At 46.9% G+C, this 20,353-nt stretch carries 13 protein-coding genes; all 13 read left to right on the top strand.

Annotated features, from left to right (window positions below; translation table 11 throughout):
• The 13 genes from nusA (at position 1) to ACFQRK_RS05625 (ending at position 20,347) form a co-directional block, all read left to right on the top strand.
• Positions 1-1,239, top strand: a complete 1,239-nt coding sequence (gene nusA / locus ACFQRK_RS05685) for a transcription termination factor NusA (protein WP_379004519.1) — start codon at positions 1-3, stop codon at positions 1,237-1,239.
• A 79-nt stretch (positions 1,240-1,318) separates the two neighbouring features.
• Positions 1,319-4,204 carry a translation initiation factor IF-2 gene (infB, locus tag ACFQRK_RS05680; RefSeq protein WP_379004516.1) on the top strand — a complete coding sequence of 962 codons (2,886 nt, stop codon included), beginning with the start codon at positions 1,319-1,321 and terminating at the stop codon, positions 4,202-4,204.
• 583 nt (positions 4,205-4,787) lie between these two features.
• The gene (locus tag ACFQRK_RS05675) at positions 4,788-5,636 is read left to right on the top strand and encodes a formylglycine-generating enzyme family protein (protein WP_379004514.1); all 849 of its coding nucleotides are present in this window, start codon (positions 4,788-4,790) and stop codon (positions 5,634-5,636) included.
• A gap of 30 nt (positions 5,637-5,666) precedes the next feature.
• On the top strand, positions 5,667-6,986 hold the full coding sequence (locus ACFQRK_RS05670) for a Gfo/Idh/MocA family oxidoreductase (RefSeq protein ID WP_379004512.1): 1,320 nt from the start codon (positions 5,667-5,669) through the stop codon (positions 6,984-6,986).
• Positions 6,986-8,005, top strand: a complete 1,020-nt coding sequence (locus tag ACFQRK_RS05665) for an FAD:protein FMN transferase (protein ID WP_379004510.1) — start codon at positions 6,986-6,988, stop codon at positions 8,003-8,005. Before ACFQRK_RS05670 ends, ACFQRK_RS05665 begins: the two co-directional genes overlap by 1 nt.
• 95 nt (positions 8,006-8,100) lie before the next feature.
• Entirely contained in the window at positions 8,101-9,018 is a 918-nt protein-coding gene (locus tag ACFQRK_RS05660; protein WP_379004509.1) for a hydroxypyruvate isomerase family protein, read from the top strand.
• A 40-nt stretch (positions 9,019-9,058) separates the two neighbouring features.
• The gene (locus ACFQRK_RS05655; protein ID WP_379004507.1) at positions 9,059-10,282 is read left to right on the top strand and encodes an MFS transporter; all 1,224 of its coding nucleotides are present in this window, start codon (positions 9,059-9,061) and stop codon (positions 10,280-10,282) included.
• Positions 10,283-10,383: 101 nt separating this feature from the next.
• Positions 10,384-12,063, top strand: a complete 1,680-nt coding sequence (locus tag ACFQRK_RS05650; protein ID WP_379004505.1) for a GMC oxidoreductase — start codon at positions 10,384-10,386, stop codon at positions 12,061-12,063.
• Between the two features lie 49 nt (positions 12,064-12,112).
• Positions 12,113-12,682, top strand: coding sequence for a gluconate 2-dehydrogenase subunit 3 family protein (locus ACFQRK_RS05645; RefSeq protein ID WP_379004503.1), 570 nt, complete (start codon positions 12,113-12,115; stop codon positions 12,680-12,682).
• A gap of 99 nt (positions 12,683-12,781) precedes the next feature.
• A complete protein-coding gene (locus ACFQRK_RS05640) occupies positions 12,782-13,051 on the top strand; it encodes a hypothetical protein (protein ID WP_379004501.1) in 270 nt (89 codons plus the stop codon).
• 314 nt (positions 13,052-13,365) lie between these two features.
• Positions 13,366-13,992 (top strand): LuxR C-terminal-related transcriptional regulator, encoded by a 627-nt coding sequence (locus ACFQRK_RS05635; protein ID WP_379004500.1) that lies wholly within the window; start codon positions 13,366-13,368, stop codon positions 13,990-13,992.
• A gap of 252 nt (positions 13,993-14,244) precedes the next feature.
• A complete protein-coding gene (locus tag ACFQRK_RS05630) occupies positions 14,245-19,290 on the top strand; it encodes a gliding motility-associated C-terminal domain-containing protein (protein ID WP_379004498.1) in 5,046 nt (1,681 codons plus the stop codon).
• Positions 19,291-19,336: 46 nt separating this feature from the next.
• Complete coding sequence (locus ACFQRK_RS05625) at positions 19,337-20,347, top strand: type IX secretion system membrane protein PorP/SprF (RefSeq protein WP_379004496.1); 1,011 nt, start codon at positions 19,337-19,339, stop codon at positions 20,345-20,347.
• Positions 20,348-20,353: the final 6 nt, after the last annotated feature.

Genomic DNA, 20,353 nt, shown 5'->3' with positions numbered 1-20,353 from the left:
ATGAGTAACAATATCAATTTGATTGACTCTTTTCAAGAATTTAAAGAGTTCAAAAACATAGACCGCCCTACTGTCATCAGTGTGTTGGAAGAGGTTTTCCGGAGCATGATCCGTAGAAAATACGGGACCGATGAAAATTGCGACGTCATTGTCAACCCGGATAACGGGGACTTGGAAATCTGGCGCACAAGGGTGGTCGTTGAAGATGGCTTTTCGGAGGACGATGATTTGGAGATCGAATTGGCCGACGCGCGGAAATACGATCCGGATTTGGAAGTAGGCGATGATTACATTGAGGAGATTACCTTGGAAAGCTTCGGCCGCCGGGCCATTTTGGCTGCGCGACAGACCCTTGTCTCAAAGATTCTGGAATTGGAGAAGGATGAAGTATTCAAAAAGTACAAGGATCGCGAGGGGGAATTGATTACGGGCGAAGTATATCAGATTTGGAAAAAGGAAACGCTGGTGCTGGATGACGATGGAAATGAGTTGATCCTGCCAAAAACCGAACAGATTCCGGCGGATTACTTTAAAAAGGGGGATAGTATCCGGGCCGTGGTTCATAAGGTCGAGATGGTAAACGCTAATCCCCGGATTATCATATCGCGTACTGCACCTGAATTTTTACAGCGTTTATTTGAATTGGAAGTTCCGGAAATATTCGACGGCCTGATCACTATTCGGAAAATTGTACGTGAGCCCGGTGAACGAGCTAAAGTTGCCGTGGAGTCGTACGACGACCGTATTGATCCTGTAGGGGCATGCGTAGGTATGAAGGGATCCCGTATTCACGGTATCGTCCGTGAACTTAGAAATGAGAACATCGACGTAATCAACTATACGAATAATACCCAGCTGTATATACAACGGGCATTAAGCCCCGCTCGGATTGGTTCCATTAAACTTGATGACGAACATAAAACGGCTGCGGTATATCTAAAATCAGATCAGGTTTCGCTGGCGATCGGTCGCGGCGGGCATAATATCAAGCTCGCAGGTAAGCTGACAGGTTATGAAATCGACGTATATCGGGAGGCCGAAGAAGTGGAAGAAGACGTGGATATCGAGGAATTTGCCGACGAAATTGATGGCTGGATCATCGATGAGCTGAAACGCGTTGGTCTGGATACCGCGAAGTCTGTATTGGCACTCTCCGTCGACGATTTGGTGAGACGTACGGATTTGGAAGAAAACACGATCCATGAGATTATTCAGGTGTTACAAGCTGAATTTGAATAATTGGCTCGTTTTTTAATTATTTGCCAATAAACGCTTAAAAAAATATACTTTTGTACAAAACAGGAGATAAATAAATTAAATGTCAGAAGGAAAGAGCATAACATTACTGAAAGCAGCAAAAGAATTGAACATTGGTATTGGTACCGCTGTAGATTTTCTGGTTAAGAACGGTTACGATGTTGAGCCAAAACCGGGAACCAAATTGGATAGCGAGACTTACGATGTTCTCTTGCGGGAATTCCAGGGAGATAAGATTGTGAAGGAGGAAGCCAATCAGATTATCATTGGCAAAATCCGTCGTGAAGAATCTCCCGCAGAACCTGTTATGCCCAAACCGCAACGAGATAATGATGCTGAAGAAATTCTGATAAAGAATACAGGTTCATTTACACCCGATCTCCGGCAAGCGGCTGAACCGGAAAAAGCAACGGATAAAGAACCTGTGAAGGCTGAGGAAAAACCGCACGTGTCTGGGATGAAGATCGTTGGCAAAATTGATTTGGATAACCTGCGCGGGGGGCGACCCCAAAAGGAAACGCCAAAGGAGGAGAAGCAAGAGGAAAAGCAAGAACCTGCGCAGACCGAGCCGCCGGTAGTGAAGGAAGAACCTGTGGTGGCAAACCAACAACCGTCAAGTCCAACGGAGCAACCGCAGGAAAAGGAACCGGTCCAGGACAAGCCGGTTGTCGAAGAGAGTCAGCCACCGATGCCTGTCAAAGAGGAGGTGGCACCGCAGGTTCCACCGAAAGCAAAGGAGCAAGCACCGGAACCACAAAACGAAGTAATACGAGCACGTGCGCAACGGTTGGCAGGACCGAACGTGGTTGGACGTATCGATTTGGCCGCTCACCAGCCCAAAGAAAAGCCGGTTGCCTCTTCTTCCAGTTCATCAGGCGTATCAGCGCATGACCATAAGCGCAAGCGTAAGCGTAAAGATAAAGCAAACGCGCCCCAACGACCGGGAACGAATGTACCGCCTCAAGGTGGAGGCAAGGGACGGCCGGATTTCAAAGGTAAACCCCGGCATGCCACCGAAACTAGAGAAGAACCATCTGAAAAAGAAATACAGGATCAAATCAAAGCAACCCTTGCGCGTCTTAGCGGAGCCGGGAAGTCGGGCAAGTTTGCCCAACGGGCGAAACTCCGTCGCCAAAAGCGCGACGATATAGCACATTCAGCCGAGGAAGCGGCGTTGGAGCAGGAAATGATGTCTAAGGTGCTGAAGGTAACCGAGTTTGTGACTGCAAATGATCTTGCTAACATGATGGGGGTACAGGTAACACAGATCATTGCGACCTGCATGAGCCTTGGGCTGTTTGTCTCCATCAATCAACGCCTGGACGCGGAAACCATTGCGATTGTAGCAGATGAATTTGGCTATGAAATCGAATTTGTCAAGCCGGAAGACGAAGAGAATACCGAACTGGAAGAATCCGACAATCCGGATAATCTGGTGCCCCGTGCACCTATTGTAACAGTTATGGGACACGTCGACCACGGTAAGACGTCGTTGCTCGATTATGTTCGGAAAGCGAACGTAATTGCCGGAGAAGCCGGAGGAATAACGCAGCACATCGGGGCTTATGAGGTGACGCTTGATGATGGGCGGAAAATAACGTTCTTAGATACACCCGGACACGAAGCATTTACCGCAATGCGTGCGCGGGGTGCGCAAGTAACCGATATTGCAATCATCGTAATTGCTGCAGATGATGCCGTAATGCCGCAAACAAGGGAAGCAATTAACCACGCCCAGGCGGCAGGCGTTCCGATTGTGTTTGCATTTACAAAAATTGATAAACCTGGCGCTAATGCCGATAAGATTCGTGAGCAATTGTCGGCGATGAACATTTTGGTAGAAGATTGGGGCGGTAAATACCAGTGCCAGGAGATATCCGGTAAGACGGGGCAGAATGTGGATTTGCTGCTTGAGAAAGTATTGCTTGAAGCCGAGTTGCTGGAACTGAAAGCAGATCCGAAGAAGCGTGCTGTCGGTTCCGTTATCGAAGCCAGCCTCGATAAAGGGCGAGGGATTGTTTCTACTGTGTTAATAGTGTCGGGTACACTTCGTGTAGGCGCCCCGATTCTCGCAGGCTCGCATAGTGGAAAAGTGAAGGCATTATACAATGAACGCGGACAGAAAGTGACCGAAGCTGGACCGTCAACGCCTGTGCAGATACTGGGGATGGCTGGTGCGCCCACCGCAGGCGATAAGTTCTACGAGATGGAGAGCGAAGCGGATGCGCGGCAGGTAGCTAATAAGCGATTGCAATTGCAACGTGAACAGGGATTGCGAACCCAGAAACATATCACTTTGGATGAAATCGGTAGACGCTTGGCTATTGGTAATTTCAAGGAGCTAAATGTGATTGTCAAGGGTGATGTGGATGGGTCAATTGAAGCGTTATCCGATTCATTGCTCAAACTGTCGACCGAGGAGATTCAAGTGAACGTCATCCATAAATCCGTTGGTCAGATTTCGGAATCGGATGTATTATTAGCTTCGGCTTCCGATGCGATCATCATCGGCTTCCAGGTCAGGCCATCTACGGGAGCCCGCAAGCTAGCCGAACACGAACAAATCGACATCCGCTTGTATTCAATTATCTACGATGCTATCGAAGAGGTCAAAGCCGCCATGGAAGGAATGTTGGAGCCGAAGTACGAGGAAAAGATTGTGGCCAACGTGGAAATCCGCGAAACCTTCAAGATCAGCAAAGTAGGAACGATTGCGGGCTGTATGGTGTTGGATGGCAAAATTAACCGCAATCACAGTATCCGCGTGATCCGTGACGGTGTGGTGGTTTATACCGGGCAATTGGCGTCACTGAAGCGGTTCAAAGATGATGTAAAAGAAGTATCTGCCGGATATGAATGCGGATTGAATATTCAAAATTTTAACGACATAAAAGTAGGCGATATTATAGAGGCGTACGAACAAGTTGAAGTGAAACGTAAACTCTAAGGATAGCTATTTAATATCGTGAGCCCTCCTAAATACTGATGTCTTTTAAAGGAGGAAGTTAGGTCAACATCGCTGATATAAAATATCAGCGATGTTTTTTTTATCTGATTGTCCAAGAGAATCTTTGTCTTACCATACCAAATAATCCTGTGCAATCACTCAAAGTAGGCAATGCTATCCAATTGCCAAGGCAATTGGCGGAATGCAAAACCGGAAGTAGTTTACCCTAATTGTGCATTTTGGCACCCGTATCGAAGGAATCTGCTCTCGGTCTTTTAAAAAGTTTTCCACACGGGCGAAAATTTCCCCTAGTGTATTGTTTACACGTTAGGCGGGTTTTTGGCCATGTTGGCGCGGTATTTTACAGCGGAATGCCAATAGAAAATAGGTTAAAAAAAACCTTATATTTTGCATTTAAACAAAAAGACACTAAATTCAGCCACCAATTTTTTGATTGATTATAGCTGGAATGTCTGTTAGATCCTTATTTTTTGCCGTCCCGTTATTGGCTAGCCATGCAATAGCTCAGGAAAATTTCAAACCATATACCCAACAAGTTGAAGGCACGTCGCTTAGCTTTACAATGGAAGCAATTCCAGGCGGTGAGTTCTCAATGGGAAGTACAAAAGGCAATCCCGACGAGCAGCCCGTACATCGCGTCAAGGTCGCTCCTTTTTGGATGGGCACCTATGAAGTTACCTGGAATTTGTTTGAACCTTTTGTATATAAAGACTTCGAACGCGTACAGAGTGGGGGAACCATCCCGGCGAAAGTTGATGCAGTTACCCGCCCCACGAAGCCGTACCTTGATATGACATTTGGAATGGGAAAGGATGGCCATCCCGCATTGGCAATGACCCAGTATAATGCCATCCAATTTTGCAAATGGTTATATATACGTACAGGCGTATTCTATCGGTTGCCTACGGAAGCTGAGTGGGAATACGCTTGTCGCGCTGGAAGTGAGACGGAATATTATTTTGGCAACGATGCCTCTCAGTTGGAAGAGCATGCTTGGTATAAGGATAACAGCGGTGGTAGAACCCATGAAGTAGGACAAAAGCAGCCCAATGCTTGGGGACTTTATGATATGCATGGCAATGTGGCTGAGTGGACCTACGATCAATATGTGGAGAATTTTTACCAACAGTTTAACGGGAAGGTTGCGGAGAATCCAATTGCGGTTCCCGAGAAACTTTATCCCCACGTAATCCGGGGAGGATCGTTTGAAGACGATGCAAAGAATGTACGATCAGCTTCCCGTTTGCCTTCCGATCCTTTTTGGAAACAACTGGACCCCCAGATCCCCAAAAGCAATTGGTGGTTCCCCGAAGCGCCTTTTATCGGTCTTCGTTTGGTACGTCCGTTGAATCCACCATCAGAGGCAGAGATCATGGCATACTATGACAAAGCACCCATAGAAGATTATTAAGTAGTAACCATAAGATAAACTAAAATAAAAATGGATAAAAAAAGCGTAGGCGGACAACGCCGGGATTTTCTTAAGACTTCGGCTGTGTTGGCAGGTGGTGCCATGCTCAGCGGTATACCTTTCGTGGGTGCTCATGCAAGTGTAGATGATACCATCAAGGTCGTGCTCGTAGGGTGCGGAGGTCGCGGTACAGGTGCAACTTTTGACGCCATTGCCTCCGGTGCCAACATAAAGATCGTAGCGCTCGCAGATGCCTTTAGGGATCGGTTGGACGAAGCGTACAATAAGCTAGCTGAGCGCCATGCCGATAAGCTTGATGTGCCGGAAGATCGTAAGTTCGTTGGATTTGATGCATATCAAAAGGCGATTCCACTGGCCGATGTGGTAATTTTGGCTACTTCTCCTGGATTCAGACCCATCCATTTTGAGGAGGCGGTACGCCAGGGTAAACATGTCTTCATGGAGAAGCCGGTTGCCGTAGACATCCCAGGGGTACGACGTGTACTGGCCGCCGCAGAAGAGGCGAAACGCAAAAAACTCAACGTCGTGGTTGGCTTGCAGCGTCGATACCAGGCGAATTACCGTGAAGCCATAAAGCGCATACAGGATGGCGCACTTGGCGATATCGTTTCGGGACAAGTGTATTGGAACAGTGGCGGTGTGTGGGTACGTCCGCGTAAACCGGAACAGACCGAAATGGAATATCAGATGCGCAACTGGTATTATTTTAATTGGCTTTGCGGAGACCATATCGTCGAACAGCATGTGCATAACATTGATGTCGCTAACTGGGTGAAAGGGAGTTATCCGGTATCTATTCAGGGAACCGGAAGCCGGGCTTGGCGAACAGGAAAGGAATATGGTGAAATTTATGATAACCATGCAGTAGAACTTACCTATGCGGATGGTTCGGTCATATATAGTCAATGCCGGCATTTTGAAGGAACTTCCAATCGGGTAGACGAAACATTCCAGGGAACGAAGGGACGAATCTACCTATCTGCAGCAAACGATGCGATTCTATGGGATTCGAAAGGCAACGAACTCTATAACCATCCCAAACGAGGTAACGCGAATCCCTACCAACATGAACATGTGGAGCTATTCGACGCGATTTCAAAGGGTGAATACAAATTTGATAATGCTGAATACGGCGCTTACAGTACCCTTACCGGAATTATTGGTAGATTGGCTACGTATTCAGGTCAGGTTATCAAATGGGACGACGCACTGAAATCTAATGTTGACCTAATGCCCGAGCGCTTTGCTTGGGATGCACTACCGAAGGTTTTGCCTGATGAAAATGGGCTCTATCCCTATGCGATACCCGGCCAAACGGTTGTATTGTAGTGAAAACAACATGGATATTTCCGCTGATTGGTTTTGCCTGCTTTTTTTCTTGGGCAGGCAAAACTACCGGAAATCTAACAAAATACACGATCACTGGATATGCACAGGGTACAGATTACACCGTTACCTATTACGCTAAGGACAGCTGTATCCATAAACATTCCGTGGATAGTGTGTTGAACGTCATTGACAGTTCCATGTCGCTGTATAAACCTTATTCGCTTATCAATAAAATAAATGCCGGGCAAGGGCGTTTCGAGTTGGATAATCATTTTTATAACGTACTTAAGAAATCGTTTTCGATATACCGGGATAGTAAAGGGATTTTTGACGTCACGGTAGCCCCGCTGGTACAACTCTGGGGATTTGGTGTTAAAGGGATTAGCCATTTCCCGGACAGCGGTGAGGTACGTCGGGTGATGGCTTGCGTGGGCATGGATAAAATACGGCTCAAAGGCCGTCGACTGGAAAAAGCGGATCCATGTATACAAATTGATTTAAATGGTATTGCCCAAGGATATAGCGTCGATGTATTGGCCGGGTTGTTGGAACAATATGGAATCGCGCATTATATTGTGGAACTTGGGGGCGAATTGCGAGTGAAGGGGCCCAAACCTGATGGCTCACCGATGCGTATCGGGATTGAACGACCCTTTGACGAAGGAGATCACGATGTGGCAATCAACGAGGTGATGGAAATACGAAAAGGAGCCATTACCACTGCCGGCAACTACCGAAAGTTTTTAAGAGATGGGAACCGGAAGGTTTCCCACCACATTGATCCCAAAACGGGATACCCATTTAATACCGGGATTATTAGTGCGACAATCTACACGGAAGATGCGATGTCTGCTGATGGCTACGACAACGTGATAATGGCTATGGAAGCCGACGAAGCCATTGCGTTTGTAAACAAGCGCAAGAAAGTGGAGGTTTTTATGATTTATAAGGACGCATCAGGAATCGTTCGCGATACCATGAGTGCTGGATTTAAAAGATTATTGGCTACTCAAAAATGAAACCCGCGATGTCAGCGTCCATTGGCAGGGTGCAACGGACATAGCATGATTAATGCCGTCGAAAGCAAACAATTAAATTGAATAATTATTTTCTAATGAAAAGAGCTCAATTCCTACGAAATTCACTATTGGCAACGGGGGCGGTTGTCAGTGGTAGCTCGTTGTACGCAAAAGAAGATCGTACGACCAACGGGCAAGACAATAAGCCTTTTAAGTTAAATTATGGCCCGCATCAGGGACAGTTTGAGAACCACGCTGGAAAAAATATCCTTGACCAGATTCAGTTTGCGTATGACCACGGTTTTCGGGGTATCGAGGACAACGGCTTTTCGGGGCGCTCTGTTACGGAACAAGAACAAATCGGGAAACTATTGGCGAAATTGGGAATGACCATGGGCGTGTTTGTTCTTAATAAAGGGGGGAATGGAGCCAATACCTTAACGGCAGGCAAACAAGAACATGTGGATATATTCCTGAAGGGATGCCACCAAGCTGTAGAGTTGGCTAAGCGGTGCGGCGGCAAATTTACAACTGTCGTACCTGGGGATTTTTCCCGCAATCTTCCATTGGATATCCAGACGGCGAACGTCATTGAGGCGCTGCGGCGTGGAGCAGAAATATTGGAACCGCATGGCATCATTATGGTATTGGAACCCTTAAGTGATACGCCAGATCTGTTCTTACGCACTTCTACACAGACCTACTTGATTTGTAAGGGGGTAAACAGCCCCTCGTGCAAGATTTTGTACGACGTATATCACATGCAGCGCAATGAGGGCGATTTGATTGCGAACATTGATCGTTGCTGGGACGAGATCGCATATTTTCAAACCGGAGATAATCCGGGACGACGCGAACCTACGACAGGCGAGATTAATTACAAGAATTTGTTTAAGCACATTTACGATAAGGGCTATCGGGGAGTGGTTGGTATGGAGCATGGCAAATCTATGGGAGGCAAAGAGGGAGAAGTGAAACTGATTGCGGCATACCGTGAAGTAGATAATTTTTGACCTGTTACTAGGAATCAAAGCCCATTATTTGCGATCCTATATGAGCACGCTGATACGGATTAAACTCTCTTTTATGATGTTCCTTGAATTTTTTATTTGGGGAGCATGGTTCGTGACTTTAGGTACGTTTTTGAGCCAAAATCTTCAGGCCTCAGAGCTTGAAAAAGCAAGCGTGTTTTCTACGCAATCGTTGGGAGCGATTATTGCCCCATTTATCATTGGGCTGATTGCCGATCGCTATTTTAATGCAGAGCGGATTTTAGGTGTATTGCATCTCGTTGGGGCTTTTTTAATGTATCAGATGTATAATGCGCCCAATGTAGGCTTATTTTATCCGTATGTATTGGTTTATATGATTTTATACATGCCTACGTTGGCGCTGGTTAATTCCATATCGTTTAGGCAGATTTCTAATCCCGAAAAGCAGTTTTCTTCTATACGTGTTTTCGGTACCATTGGCTGGATCGTTGCGGGGCTATCCATTAGCTATGTGTTTAAGTGGGACGCTGGAGAGGGACTGCTGAAATATACCTTTTTGATGGCTGGTGTTGCTTCGCTCATATTGGGATTATTTAGTTTCAGTCTGCCCAAAACTCCTCCCGTTAAACGATCGATAAGTGAGAAAAGTGGAATATCGGAGCTATTGGGATTAGACGCAGTAAAATTATTGGCTAATAAGAACTTTCTAATGTTTTTTGTGTCGTCCGTTCTTATCTGCATACCACTCGCTTTTTACTACCAATATGCCAACCAGTTTCTCAACGAAACCGGTTTGGAGAACCCGACCGGCAAGATGACGATTGGCCAGTTTTCGGAAGCTTTTTTTCTCCTATTACTTCCAGTGTTTTTCAGTCGGTTCGGATTTAAAAATACCATCATGCTCGGCATGTTGGCCTGGGCGTTGCGCTATTTGTTATTCGCGTACGGCAATGCCGGTGAACTTTCTTATATGTTGATTCTGGGGATTGCATTGCATGGTATATGCTATGACTTTTTCTTTGTCTCTGGTCAGATCTATACCGATGCAAAAGCTGGCGAGCGATATAAAAGTTCGGCACAGGGGCTGATTACGCTTGCAACGTATGGAATTGGACAATTGATCGGGTTTTGGGTGGCCGGATTCGTTAGCGAATATTACCAAGCAAACCCCACAAACGACCCGTTCTGGCGAAATGTCTGGTTGGTTCCCGCCGGAATAGCCGCTGTCGTGTTATTTTTATTTGGGCTATTCTTTAAGGAAAGGCAAGCTAAACCCGCCTTATAGATGTAAAGGATGATAATAAAATTTGAATAATAACGTCATATATAATACCTTTAAGAGGTAAAAAGCGTTGACTAATAAAACTAAACAAAACTATAACAACTATGGCTGATAATGTATATGATGCGATTGTTATCGGATCAGGAATTAGTGGGGGTTGGGCTGCGAAGGAATTGACGCAGAAAGGGCTAAAGACCATCATGCTCGAACGTGGCCGTAATGTTGAGCATGTGAAGGATTATCCCGCCGCGACGAAACATCCTTGGGAATTTCCGCATCGCGGCGGACGCACACAGCAGATGATCGAAGATTATCCTGTATTAAAAAGAGATTATCCGCTAAATGAAAAGAACCTGGACTTCTGGGTCAATGAAAAGGAAAGTCCTTACGTGGAAATAAAGCGTTTCGACTGGTATCGCGGCTACCATGTAGGCGGTCGTTCGTTAATGTGGGGTCGGCAAAGTTACCGGTTCAGCGATTTAGATTTCGAAGCAAACATAAAAGACGGGCACGGCGTGGACTGGCCGATCCGCTATAAAGATATTGCTCCCTGGTATAGTTACGCCGAAAAATGGGCCGGTATCAGTGGAAATCGTGACGGTTTGGATGTGCTGCCCGATGGCGATTTTCTGCCACCCATGGAAATGAACGTCGTTGAAAAAGATCTCGCGGCTCGTATTAAAGCGCACTACAAGGGAGCGCGGCATTTCATCATGGGGCGGGTAGCCAATCTTACCGTACCTCACGAAGGACGGGTCAACTGCCAATATCAAAATCAATGTTGGTTGGGCTGTAATTTTGGCGCTTATTTCAGTACGCAATCGTCTACCCTGCCAGCGGCGGTTGCTACCGGAAATTTAACACTTCGCCCGTTTTCTATAGTAACCCGTATCCTGTATGATAAGGATACCAAGAAAGCAAAAGGTGTAGAGGTGCTGGATGCCGAAACCAATCAAACGTATGAATATTTCGCAAAAATAGTGTTTGTTTGTGCGTCGGCTTTTAACTCCACGTGGATTTTAATGAATTCTGCTACAGACGTGTGGGAAGGTGGATTGGGAAGTGGCAGTGGTGAATTAGGGCACAATGCTATGGACCATCATTTCCGTTGCGGGGCGAGGGGCCGGGTCGAAGGATACGAAGACAAATACTACTACGGCAGGAGAGCCAACGGGCTTTACATCCCGAGATTCCGTAATGTAGGGGATGATAAACGTGACTACGTCCGTGGATTTGGCTATCAAGGCGCTGCAAGCAGGGGGCGTTGGAGCGGAGAAGTGGCAGAGATGAGCATCGGCGGAGAATGGAAAGACGCCATGTGCGAACCGGGAGAATGGTCTGTCGGCTTCACTGCCTTTGGAGAAACCCTGCCATATCACGAAAACCGTATCTTTCTTGATAAGAAAGTGAAGGACAAATGGGGATTGCCTGTATTGGCCATGGACATGGAAATTAAGGAAAATGAGCATAAAATGCGCAAGGACATGATGGATGATTGTGCGGAGATGCTCGAGGTGGCTGGCGTAAAAGATGTAGCTACCTATGATAACGGCTATGGCTTTGGGCAGGGTATTCACGAAATGGGTACGGCACGGATGGGAAATGATCCCAAAACCTCGGTGTTAAATGGCAATAACCAAGTGTGGGATGCGCTGAATGTCTTTGTGACAGATGGAGCTTGTATGACATCCGCTGCATGTGTGAATCCCTCACTCACCTATATGGCGCTCACGGCACGGGCGGTGAACTTTGCAACTGAAGAACTGAAAAAAGGTAATCTGTGATGCTCACCATTGGGTGCATCTTACAAGTAGACATTAAAAATAGACAAGCATGAACAGAAGAGAAGCTTTGGCAAGAGTAGCCTGGATTATGGGAGGAGCTGTCGTGGGGGCCAATTTATTTTTGGAAGGATGTACCCGCACGGCCACGAAAAGTGTTGAGGGCCTATTTGATCCGGCAACCGTAGATTTTCTTGGAGATGTAGCGGACACGATATTGCCTCCGACAAGTAGCCCCGGTGCGAAAGAGGCTGGCGTAGGCTCGTTTATCCCCGTCATGGTAAGAGATTGCTATACCAAAGAGGAACAAGACATCTTCGTTGACGGCCTGAGTAAAATAGACGAGGCCGCCAATGCAAAATTCAATCGGAAATTTCAGGAGCTAAATGCGACAGAACGTACCGAACTGTTAAACGCGATTGATAAAGAAACGAAGGAATATCAGAAGAATAAGGGTGAGGCAGATCCCAACCACTATTTTAATTTGTTTAAACAATTAACGTTGCTTGGGTTTTTTACCTCAGAACTGGGTGCCACAAAAGCACTTCGTTATGTGCAGGTTCCAGGTAAATACGATGGAGATTATCCCTATAAAAAAGGGGATAAGGCCTGGGCAACTTAAGAGAATGGGAGGCTCATCATGTAACTGCAATTTTTCGTGTCTGTGATTGGTATTGCGTGAAGATTTCAGTAGTATTGTTGATCGAAATTGACAATCAATATGACAAGTGCAGAATTAATACCTAAGGAGGATATCCTGAAGTATAAATTGACACGGGCATCGGAAAATCATTCAAGGGAACTGCAAAGTAAATTGCAAAACGCCTTACGATTGGGAAATGAATTTAAATCAAAAGCGACGATCACTTTCCAGACACTGGACGGGCCCAAACGTGTAGAAACAACCGTTTGGACCCTTACTGAAGACGCATTGCAGATTAAAAACGGTGTAGTTTTACCTTTAGGCAGTCTCCTAGATATTGAATATTGAAAGCGGGAAGCAGCAATGCCGGCCGAGGAGCTATTTACCGTCGTGTGGTCGATTGCTCAACCGATTCTTTGCATGATGGAATCTCCACAAAAAAATAAATCAACAACAGACAACAAATTGGAGGGACTCGCGTTAAAGGAATAGGTTTAGGTTGATAAAAACATTTTGTTTTTACCGCGCTCCCCAAAAGCGCGGTTTTTTTGTTTGTTGTTCATACACATTTTTGTGTTGTTTGCATGCAATTGTTTTTTCGTCCCTGTTTAACCACGTAATTTTGAATCAAATGCAGTGGGAAACCGGCGGAATTAGCGTACATGAAACACAACATCTTTTTGACCTATTGCCACGAAATAGTCGGCATAGCTATGAAATGGATCGTGCAACAGCATTTTCCCTTATCAGCTATCAGCGAAGCCCGGAATTTTCAGTCGGCATTCGATGATCTTCCAAAAAAACAGTACGACTTAGTTGTTTTGGATGCAGAAATTGAAGATAGCGCCAATGTGGTAAGCTTGGTAAAGTATATCAAGTCCATCAGTCCGAAAACTCGAATACTTATTTTTTCCGAATTGGATGAAACCATATATGGTCCGAAATATCTTGCGTTTGGCACCAATGGTTTTCTGGTGAAAAAATCAAATATTGAAAGCATTATTTTGGCAATGAAAACGGCGCTGCGCGGAGACATTTTTTTTGGGAATCAACAGAATGTTCCTTTGTTTGTCGACGATGAATCGGACAAGAATGGTCCCTTCGATATCTTGTCAAAGCGTGAGACCGAAATAATCGAACGGCTCGTCCGAGGGGTTCCGTTGACCGAAATAAGCAAACAGATGAATTTAAAAGAGACTACCATTAGCACGTATAAAAAGCGGATTTTTGAAAAGACCGGAGCGAGGACGCTTTCTGACCTCATTGCTCTTTGGAAGATTTATCGGTAACCTATTCCTGTAGTTATTCTTCTACAGAATCTTCTGTTCACATACATTTTCCTGTCGTTCATTTACACTCGGTTGTCGATCGCCTGTTAAATATTTCTCTTTGGCCCGTCAACTGAAAGCGAACCGCAATCAGGCGACGTACAGACATCTATGATTATTCTTAGCAACGCAAATCAGGGATTGGCAGACGATCATCGATGTAACTATTATCGGTCAGGCAATTTATGGAATAATGGGTAATTATAAATCGATATGAGAAATATTATACGTTTTAGTAAGGGCGAGCTTTTGAGTGTACTCATACTATTGGGGTTACTTTTTGGAGCTACCCAGAGTTTTTCCCAGGCACCCAGCTTGGGGGATCCACTCTTTGTTGAAGATTTCGGTAACGCAACAACCGGTCCGGGAGGTAATGGAACCTCATATTCATTTAACGGTTATAACGGCGAAAACACGGTTGTTTTTAAAAATGAACGTATCGATTACATCCAATCTTTACTGTTCTATACACCAGCCCACGTGCCACCTCAGTATGGCACTTGGGGAAACCCGAATTGGGGGCCAAGATTTATCGATAATAACGTTAAAATGGGTTCGTATTCGATCGCGACCAATTCGTCCGGATATAAAAACTCCTACTTCTATACCGGTTACGATCACACGACGAACACAGGAAAAGGGTATATGCTCTTGGTAGATGCCCACTCGTCGACAACTTTATACTTTGATCGTATCGTCGAAAATTTGTGTGCCGGCACTAAATTCCAATTTTCAGTATGGGTCAAGGATATCAATAGGGAAAACAATTTACCAAAACCGAAGATTACACTTGATATATACGATAACGAGGCATATGTGAGCAATGGCGGTGCTGTTTCTCCGATCGCAACGCATACCACGGACGATTCTGATATTTTAAAAAAGAATACTTGGTATGAATTGAAAATGGACTTTGATATGCCAGCAAATGTCAGCACAATCCGATTGCAAATCAGGAATGCTGTCGAAGAATTCAGGGGAAATGACCTGGCTATCGATGACATTACGTTCAGACCAATGGGGCCGCCGATTACCTTGCTAAGCAATTATTCTAAAGAGGTTTGTGTCGGCTATGATGTAGCGTACAATGTTGAAGTAAGTCAGGGCGCATATAATCGCTATTATTACCAATTGCAACGTCGTAAAATCAATGCTGAAGGAAACGATCTGGAAGGCAATGATTTTGAGAATGTGGGAAGTGCGGTGGGGCCGATCGCTGACAACCGATATACCTTTACCTTTCCGGCTGCGTTGGAAGATGATAATTATGAGTACCGAGTGATTGCGGCGGGCGATCCTTTGACGCTCACCAACAAGAACTGCCGAACAGTGTCCAATGCAATTTTATTGCGAGTATATGATCATATTCCAGTCATTGAAGCCGTGCCAATTACCGTCTGTGAGGGAGACGCTTCTGCACTTCAGGCGTCCATTCTCGACGGAACGGATGCCAAAGATTATGAATATCTGTGGCAATATGAGAATACTTCTACCAACGGGGAATGGGCGACCGTTGAAAATGAGTCGAGTTTCATATTGAACACAGGACCATTGCAAGAGACAACCCGGTACCGTGTACAAGCCATAAAAGATAATTGTGTAGGACAAGGGTTTTCGGATGCGGTCGAGGTGAAAGTAACCGTCGTACCTGCCCCGGTTGCTTCCGAGCAAGTTCAGGTTTTTTGTGCGATAGATGCTCCTACAATCGCTGATTTGATCGCTAGTGGAACGGATATCCGGTGGTACGATGCCTCCGGTACTTTGCTGGCGCCCAACGAAGCGCTGCTTGACGGCGAGATCTATTATGCTACGCAAACCGTCGACGGTTGCGAGAGTGCGGAACGCCTCGCGGTAACCGTGAAGATCAATGATGTCAATGCTGGTGCGATAAATGGTAATCAAACAACTTGCCTCGGTACCGTCCCCGCGATCCTTGCGTCTACAGTGGACGCAAGCGGGGTTGGTATCGTAAGCTATCGCTGGGAAATCAGTATAGACGAAGCTGTTTGGGAAGTCATCGCCGGAGCTACGGAGGCCTCGTATGCACCTTCGACCGTAGGCGGAAAGACATTTTTCAGACGAGTAGCCATTTCTACGCTGGAGGGATTGGAATGTGAAGCCTATACGGAACCCGTAGCCGTTTTGATTGCGGACGACTGTGATTTAACCAGCCAAAAAACGGTTGTAGATAAAAACAACGATGGATTGGCACAGGCCGGCGAACAATTAACCTATAGCATTCAGATAAATAATGCCTACGACCGGGACATTGTGGTGACGGTAACTGACGAAATTCCGCAGCATACCGCGTTCGTTAGCAGTTTCGAAGGTGATTACGATGGCGTTAACCTTATTACTTGGAAAGATGTAAAAGTTCCTGCGCACTCGCAGGTCGCGGTTGATTTTGTCGTAGTGGTTACGGATAACCTGACAGGTATCGATCAAATTGAGAATGTCGCTACCGTTACTAGTACGGAACTAAGTGAACCACAGCGCCCTTCCGTTCGTATCGATACCGACCCTACGAAATCATTCACGGCCGCCAAAACCGCGGACAAGCAATCCGTGAAGGCAGGCGAGGAGCTGACCTATACGATTACGGTTACCAACACGGGTGACGTCGACTATGATGGCATTACCGTTTCAGATAACATCCCGGCGAATACAACTTACAAAGCGGGCAGCGCGAGCGAAGGCGCCACGGTTACCGGTAACACATTGACCTGGGCAATTGACGTTCCCTTCGGCGAATCACGTGAAGTCAGCTTCACGGTTGTAGTGGCCGAGGACCTGACGGATATTGCCAGCATCCGCAACGTGGCGAAGGTAACGGGCGAAGATCCGGAGACCCCCGAGGAACCTGAAACCGAGACACCGACCGACCCTGCGAAATCATTCACGGCCGCCAAATCCGCGGACAAGCAATCCGTGAAGGCAGGCGAGGAGCTGACCTATACGATTACGGTTACCAACACGGGTGACGTCGACTACGATGGCGTTACCGTTTCAGATAACATCCCGGCGAATACGACTTACAAAGCGGGCAGCGCGAGCGAAGGCGCCACGGTTACCGGTAACACATTGACCTGGGCAATTGACGTTCCCTTCGGCGAATCACGTGAAGTCAGCTTCACGGTTGTAGTGGCCGAGAACCTGACGGATATTGCCAGCATCCGCAACGTGGCGAAGGTAACGGGCGAAGATCCGGAGACCCCCGAGGAACCGGAAACAGAGACACCGACGGACCCTGCGAAATCATTCACGGCCGCCAAAACCGCGGACAAGCAATCCGTGAAGGCAGGCGAGGAGCTGACCTATACGATTACGGTTACCAACACGGGTGACGTCGACTATGATGGCATTACCGTTTCAGATAACATCCCGGCGAATACAACTTACAAAGCGGGCAGCGCGAGCGAAGGCGCCACGGTTACCGGTAATACATTGACCTGGGCAATTGACGTTCCTTTCGGCGAATCACGTGAAGTCAGCTTCACGGTTGTAGTGGCCGGGGACCTGACGGATATTGCCAGCATCCGCAACGTGGCGAAGGTAACAGGCGAAGATCCGGAGACCCCCGAGGAGCCGGAAACCGAGACACCGACGGACCCTGCGAAATCATTCACGGCCGCCAAATCCGCGGACAAGCAATCCGTGAAGGCAGGCGAGGAGCTGACCTATACGATTACGGTTACCAACACGGGTGACGTCGACTACGATGGCATTACCGTTTCAGATAACATCCCGGCGAATACGACTTACAAAGCGGGCAGCGCGAGCGAAGGCGCCACGGTTACCGGTAACACATTGACCTGGGCAATTGATGTTCCTTTCGGCGAATCACGTGAAGTCAGCTTCACGGTTGTAGTGGCCGAGGACCTGACGGATATTGCCAGCATCCGCAACGTGGCGAAGGTAACGGGCGAAGATCCGGAGACCCCCGAGGAACCGGAAACCGAGACACCGACAAATTCGGGAAAGCAGTTTGAATCCGTTAAAACCGTGTCGGACGCAACAGGAGACGGCAACGCCCAAGCGGGCGAGGAACTGACTTATCGCATCAGCGTAAAAAATACAGGCGCAGAAGATTACAAAGGAATCACCATTGAAGATGAAATTCCTGCTCATACGACCTATGTAGCAGGCAGTGCAACCCATGGCGGCGAATTAGCCAACGGTATACTGAGTTGGACAATCGATGTCCCATTTGGTAAAGAGGTGGTGGTGACCTTCAAAGTAAAGGTAGTCGAAGAACTTGATGGTGTGGATGCGATAAGAAACGTGGCCACAGTAACGGGTGGCAACCCAGACGATCCGGAAATAGAGCATCCGGAATCTCCTGAAGTTCCCGTGATTACCGGACCGACGGCCAATGACGACCAAGGAAATACCAACCAAGGTGAGCCGATTACGATCACGGTGTTGGCAAACGACACAGAGGGTAGCAGCCCATTGGTTCCAGGGTCCGTCCGTCTAATTGATCCATCAACCGGAGACAAAGTAACCACGGTGACCCTAGCCGGAGAAGGTACATATACGGTGGGCACAGACGGTAAGGTAACCTTTACGCCGGATGCAAATTACGTCGGAAATAGTACGATAAAATACACCGTCGAAGATGAAAACGGTCTGGAGTCAAACGAGGGAACAATTGCCATCATCGTCGAAGGTGTGGCGGCAGAAATCGCGCCTACGGCGATAGATGACCATGCCATTACACCATATGGTCAGGCCGTAACCATTCCAGTATTAAGCAATGATCAGGCGGGCAGCAGTCCAATCGTGCCGTCTACGGTCAAATTGATTGATGAAGCCGGCAATCGGGTAAGTATGGTTTCCATCCCCGGAGAAGGACGTTATTCCGTAAACGCCTTAGGAATTGTCACGTTCGAGCCTGCCGAAAATTTCACAGGTACCAGCACGGTAAGGTACGAGGTAACCGATGAAAATGGTTTGGTGTCAAATGTGGCAACTATTACCGTTGAGGTAAAAGCTCGGCAATTCAAGATTCCGAATGTGTTTACACCCAATGGTGATGGACGTAACGATGTTTTTGAAATCGTAGGAATTGAAGGCTTTGATCGTGTAGAAATTACGGTAGTGAACCGTTGGGGCAACGAAGTGTACCGCAATTACAATTACCGGAATGACTGGAGCGGACAAGGACTGAACGAAGGTACCTATTATTACGTGATCATCACCCATGATGGATCAGTCCGGGAACGATATGCGGGATGGGTATTAATCAAACGGCAATAATATCGGTTTACCCTAAAATAAATATTCGATTATAAAAACAAAAGCTATGAAGCACATTATAAAATCGGTAGTGTTCGCAGTTGGTATCAGTGCAGCATGGAAAGCACATGCCCAGCAAAACATTCAGTTCACGCAATACATATTTAATTCGATGAGTGTGAACCCCGCGTACACGGGATATAAAGAAGAGTGGTTCGGCCAATTGGGGCTGCGGAGTCAGTGGGTGGGACTTAAAGGGGCTCCCCAGACAGGTCTGCTGTCGATAGATGGACTTGCCGACCCGATAAACAAACGGCACGGTGTCGGGATGCAGATCACGGCAGATAGATTGGGGCCGCAATCCGCGACTTCGGCCTACGCCAATTATGCCTTCCGCTTGCGGCTAAATGAAGAGGATACCCAGCGGCTGAGTTTCGGCATCGGTGCCGGCGTGACTCAATATAGTCTTGACGGCGCAATGCTTGATCCCGTTGACGGAGGAGATCAGGTACTACCAGCTGGAAAAATCAGTAACTGGGTGCCAGATATTCGCTTTGGTGTATATTACTATAACCCGAAATGGTATGCGGGCATATCGGTAATGGATTTATTGTCAGGCGACCAAAGCAATAATATTTTTCGGTGGGACAACACAACAACCGATAACATACGCCGTAAACGGCACCTGTATTTCATCGGTGGCGCGTTGTTTGATCTTTCTCAGGGGCTCAAGTTGAGACCGAGCCTGTTGGTTAAAGAAGATTTCAACGGGCCGACTAGCCTTGATCTAAATGCAATGTTCATCTTTGGTGACCGCTTCTGGCTAGGGGCTGGATGGCGAACAGGTGTGACGGTTTTCGAACGTGAGTACAATCGCGTAAGCGGCAACAGCCTCAGCGGTCGTAATTCGTTTTCTGCGATCACTCAGATTTATGTGACTCATTCATTACGAATTGGGTATTCGTATGATCACATTGTCAGTCGCCTGTCGAACGTACAGAACGGATCGCATGAAATAACACTGGGTGTTACTTTCGGCCCAAAAGCACCGCGGATACTGAGCCCGCGATTTTTCTAACACAAT

The sequence above is a fragment of the Parapedobacter sp. GCM10030251 genome (assembly GCF_042666505.1).
Lineage (GTDB): Bacteria > Bacteroidota > Bacteroidia > Sphingobacteriales > Sphingobacteriaceae > Parapedobacter.
Note: the sequence above shows the minus strand (reverse complement) of the source record. Positions and strands in the feature narration are given on the sequence as shown.

Excerpts from the sequence above, each read along its gene's own strand:
- ACFQRK_RS05660 (WP_379004509.1), top strand. The coding sequence starts at position 8,101 with ATGAAAAGAGCTCAATTCCTACGAAATTCACTATTGGCAACGGGGGCG.
- ACFQRK_RS05670 (WP_379004512.1), top strand. The coding sequence starts at position 5,667 with ATGGATAAAAAAAGCGTAGGCGGACAACGCCGGGATTTTCTTAAGACT.
- ACFQRK_RS05645 (WP_379004503.1), top strand. The coding sequence starts at position 12,113 with ATGAACAGAAGAGAAGCTTTGGCAAGAGTAGCCTGGATTATGGGAGGA.
- ACFQRK_RS05635 (WP_379004500.1), top strand. The coding sequence starts at position 13,366 with ATGAAACACAACATCTTTTTGACCTATTGCCACGAAATAGTCGGCATA.
- ACFQRK_RS05640 (WP_379004501.1), top strand. The coding sequence starts at position 12,782 with ATGACAAGTGCAGAATTAATACCTAAGGAGGATATCCTGAAGTATAAA.
- ACFQRK_RS05655 (WP_379004507.1), top strand. The coding sequence starts at position 9,059 with ATGAGCACGCTGATACGGATTAAACTCTCTTTTATGATGTTCCTTGAA.
- infB (WP_379004516.1), top strand. The coding sequence starts at position 1,319 with ATGTCAGAAGGAAAGAGCATAACATTACTGAAAGCAGCAAAAGAATTG.
- ACFQRK_RS05675 (WP_379004514.1), top strand. The coding sequence starts at position 4,788 with ATGGAAGCAATTCCAGGCGGTGAGTTCTCAATGGGAAGTACAAAAGGC.
- nusA (WP_379004519.1), top strand. The coding sequence starts at position 1 with ATGAGTAACAATATCAATTTGATTGACTCTTTTCAAGAATTTAAAGAG.
- ACFQRK_RS05650 (WP_379004505.1), top strand. The coding sequence starts at position 10,384 with ATGGCTGATAATGTATATGATGCGATTGTTATCGGATCAGGAATTAGT.
- ACFQRK_RS05625 (WP_379004496.1), top strand. The coding sequence starts at position 19,337 with ATGAAGCACATTATAAAATCGGTAGTGTTCGCAGTTGGTATCAGTGCA.
- ACFQRK_RS05630 (WP_379004498.1), top strand. The coding sequence starts at position 14,245 with ATGAGAAATATTATACGTTTTAGTAAGGGCGAGCTTTTGAGTGTACTC.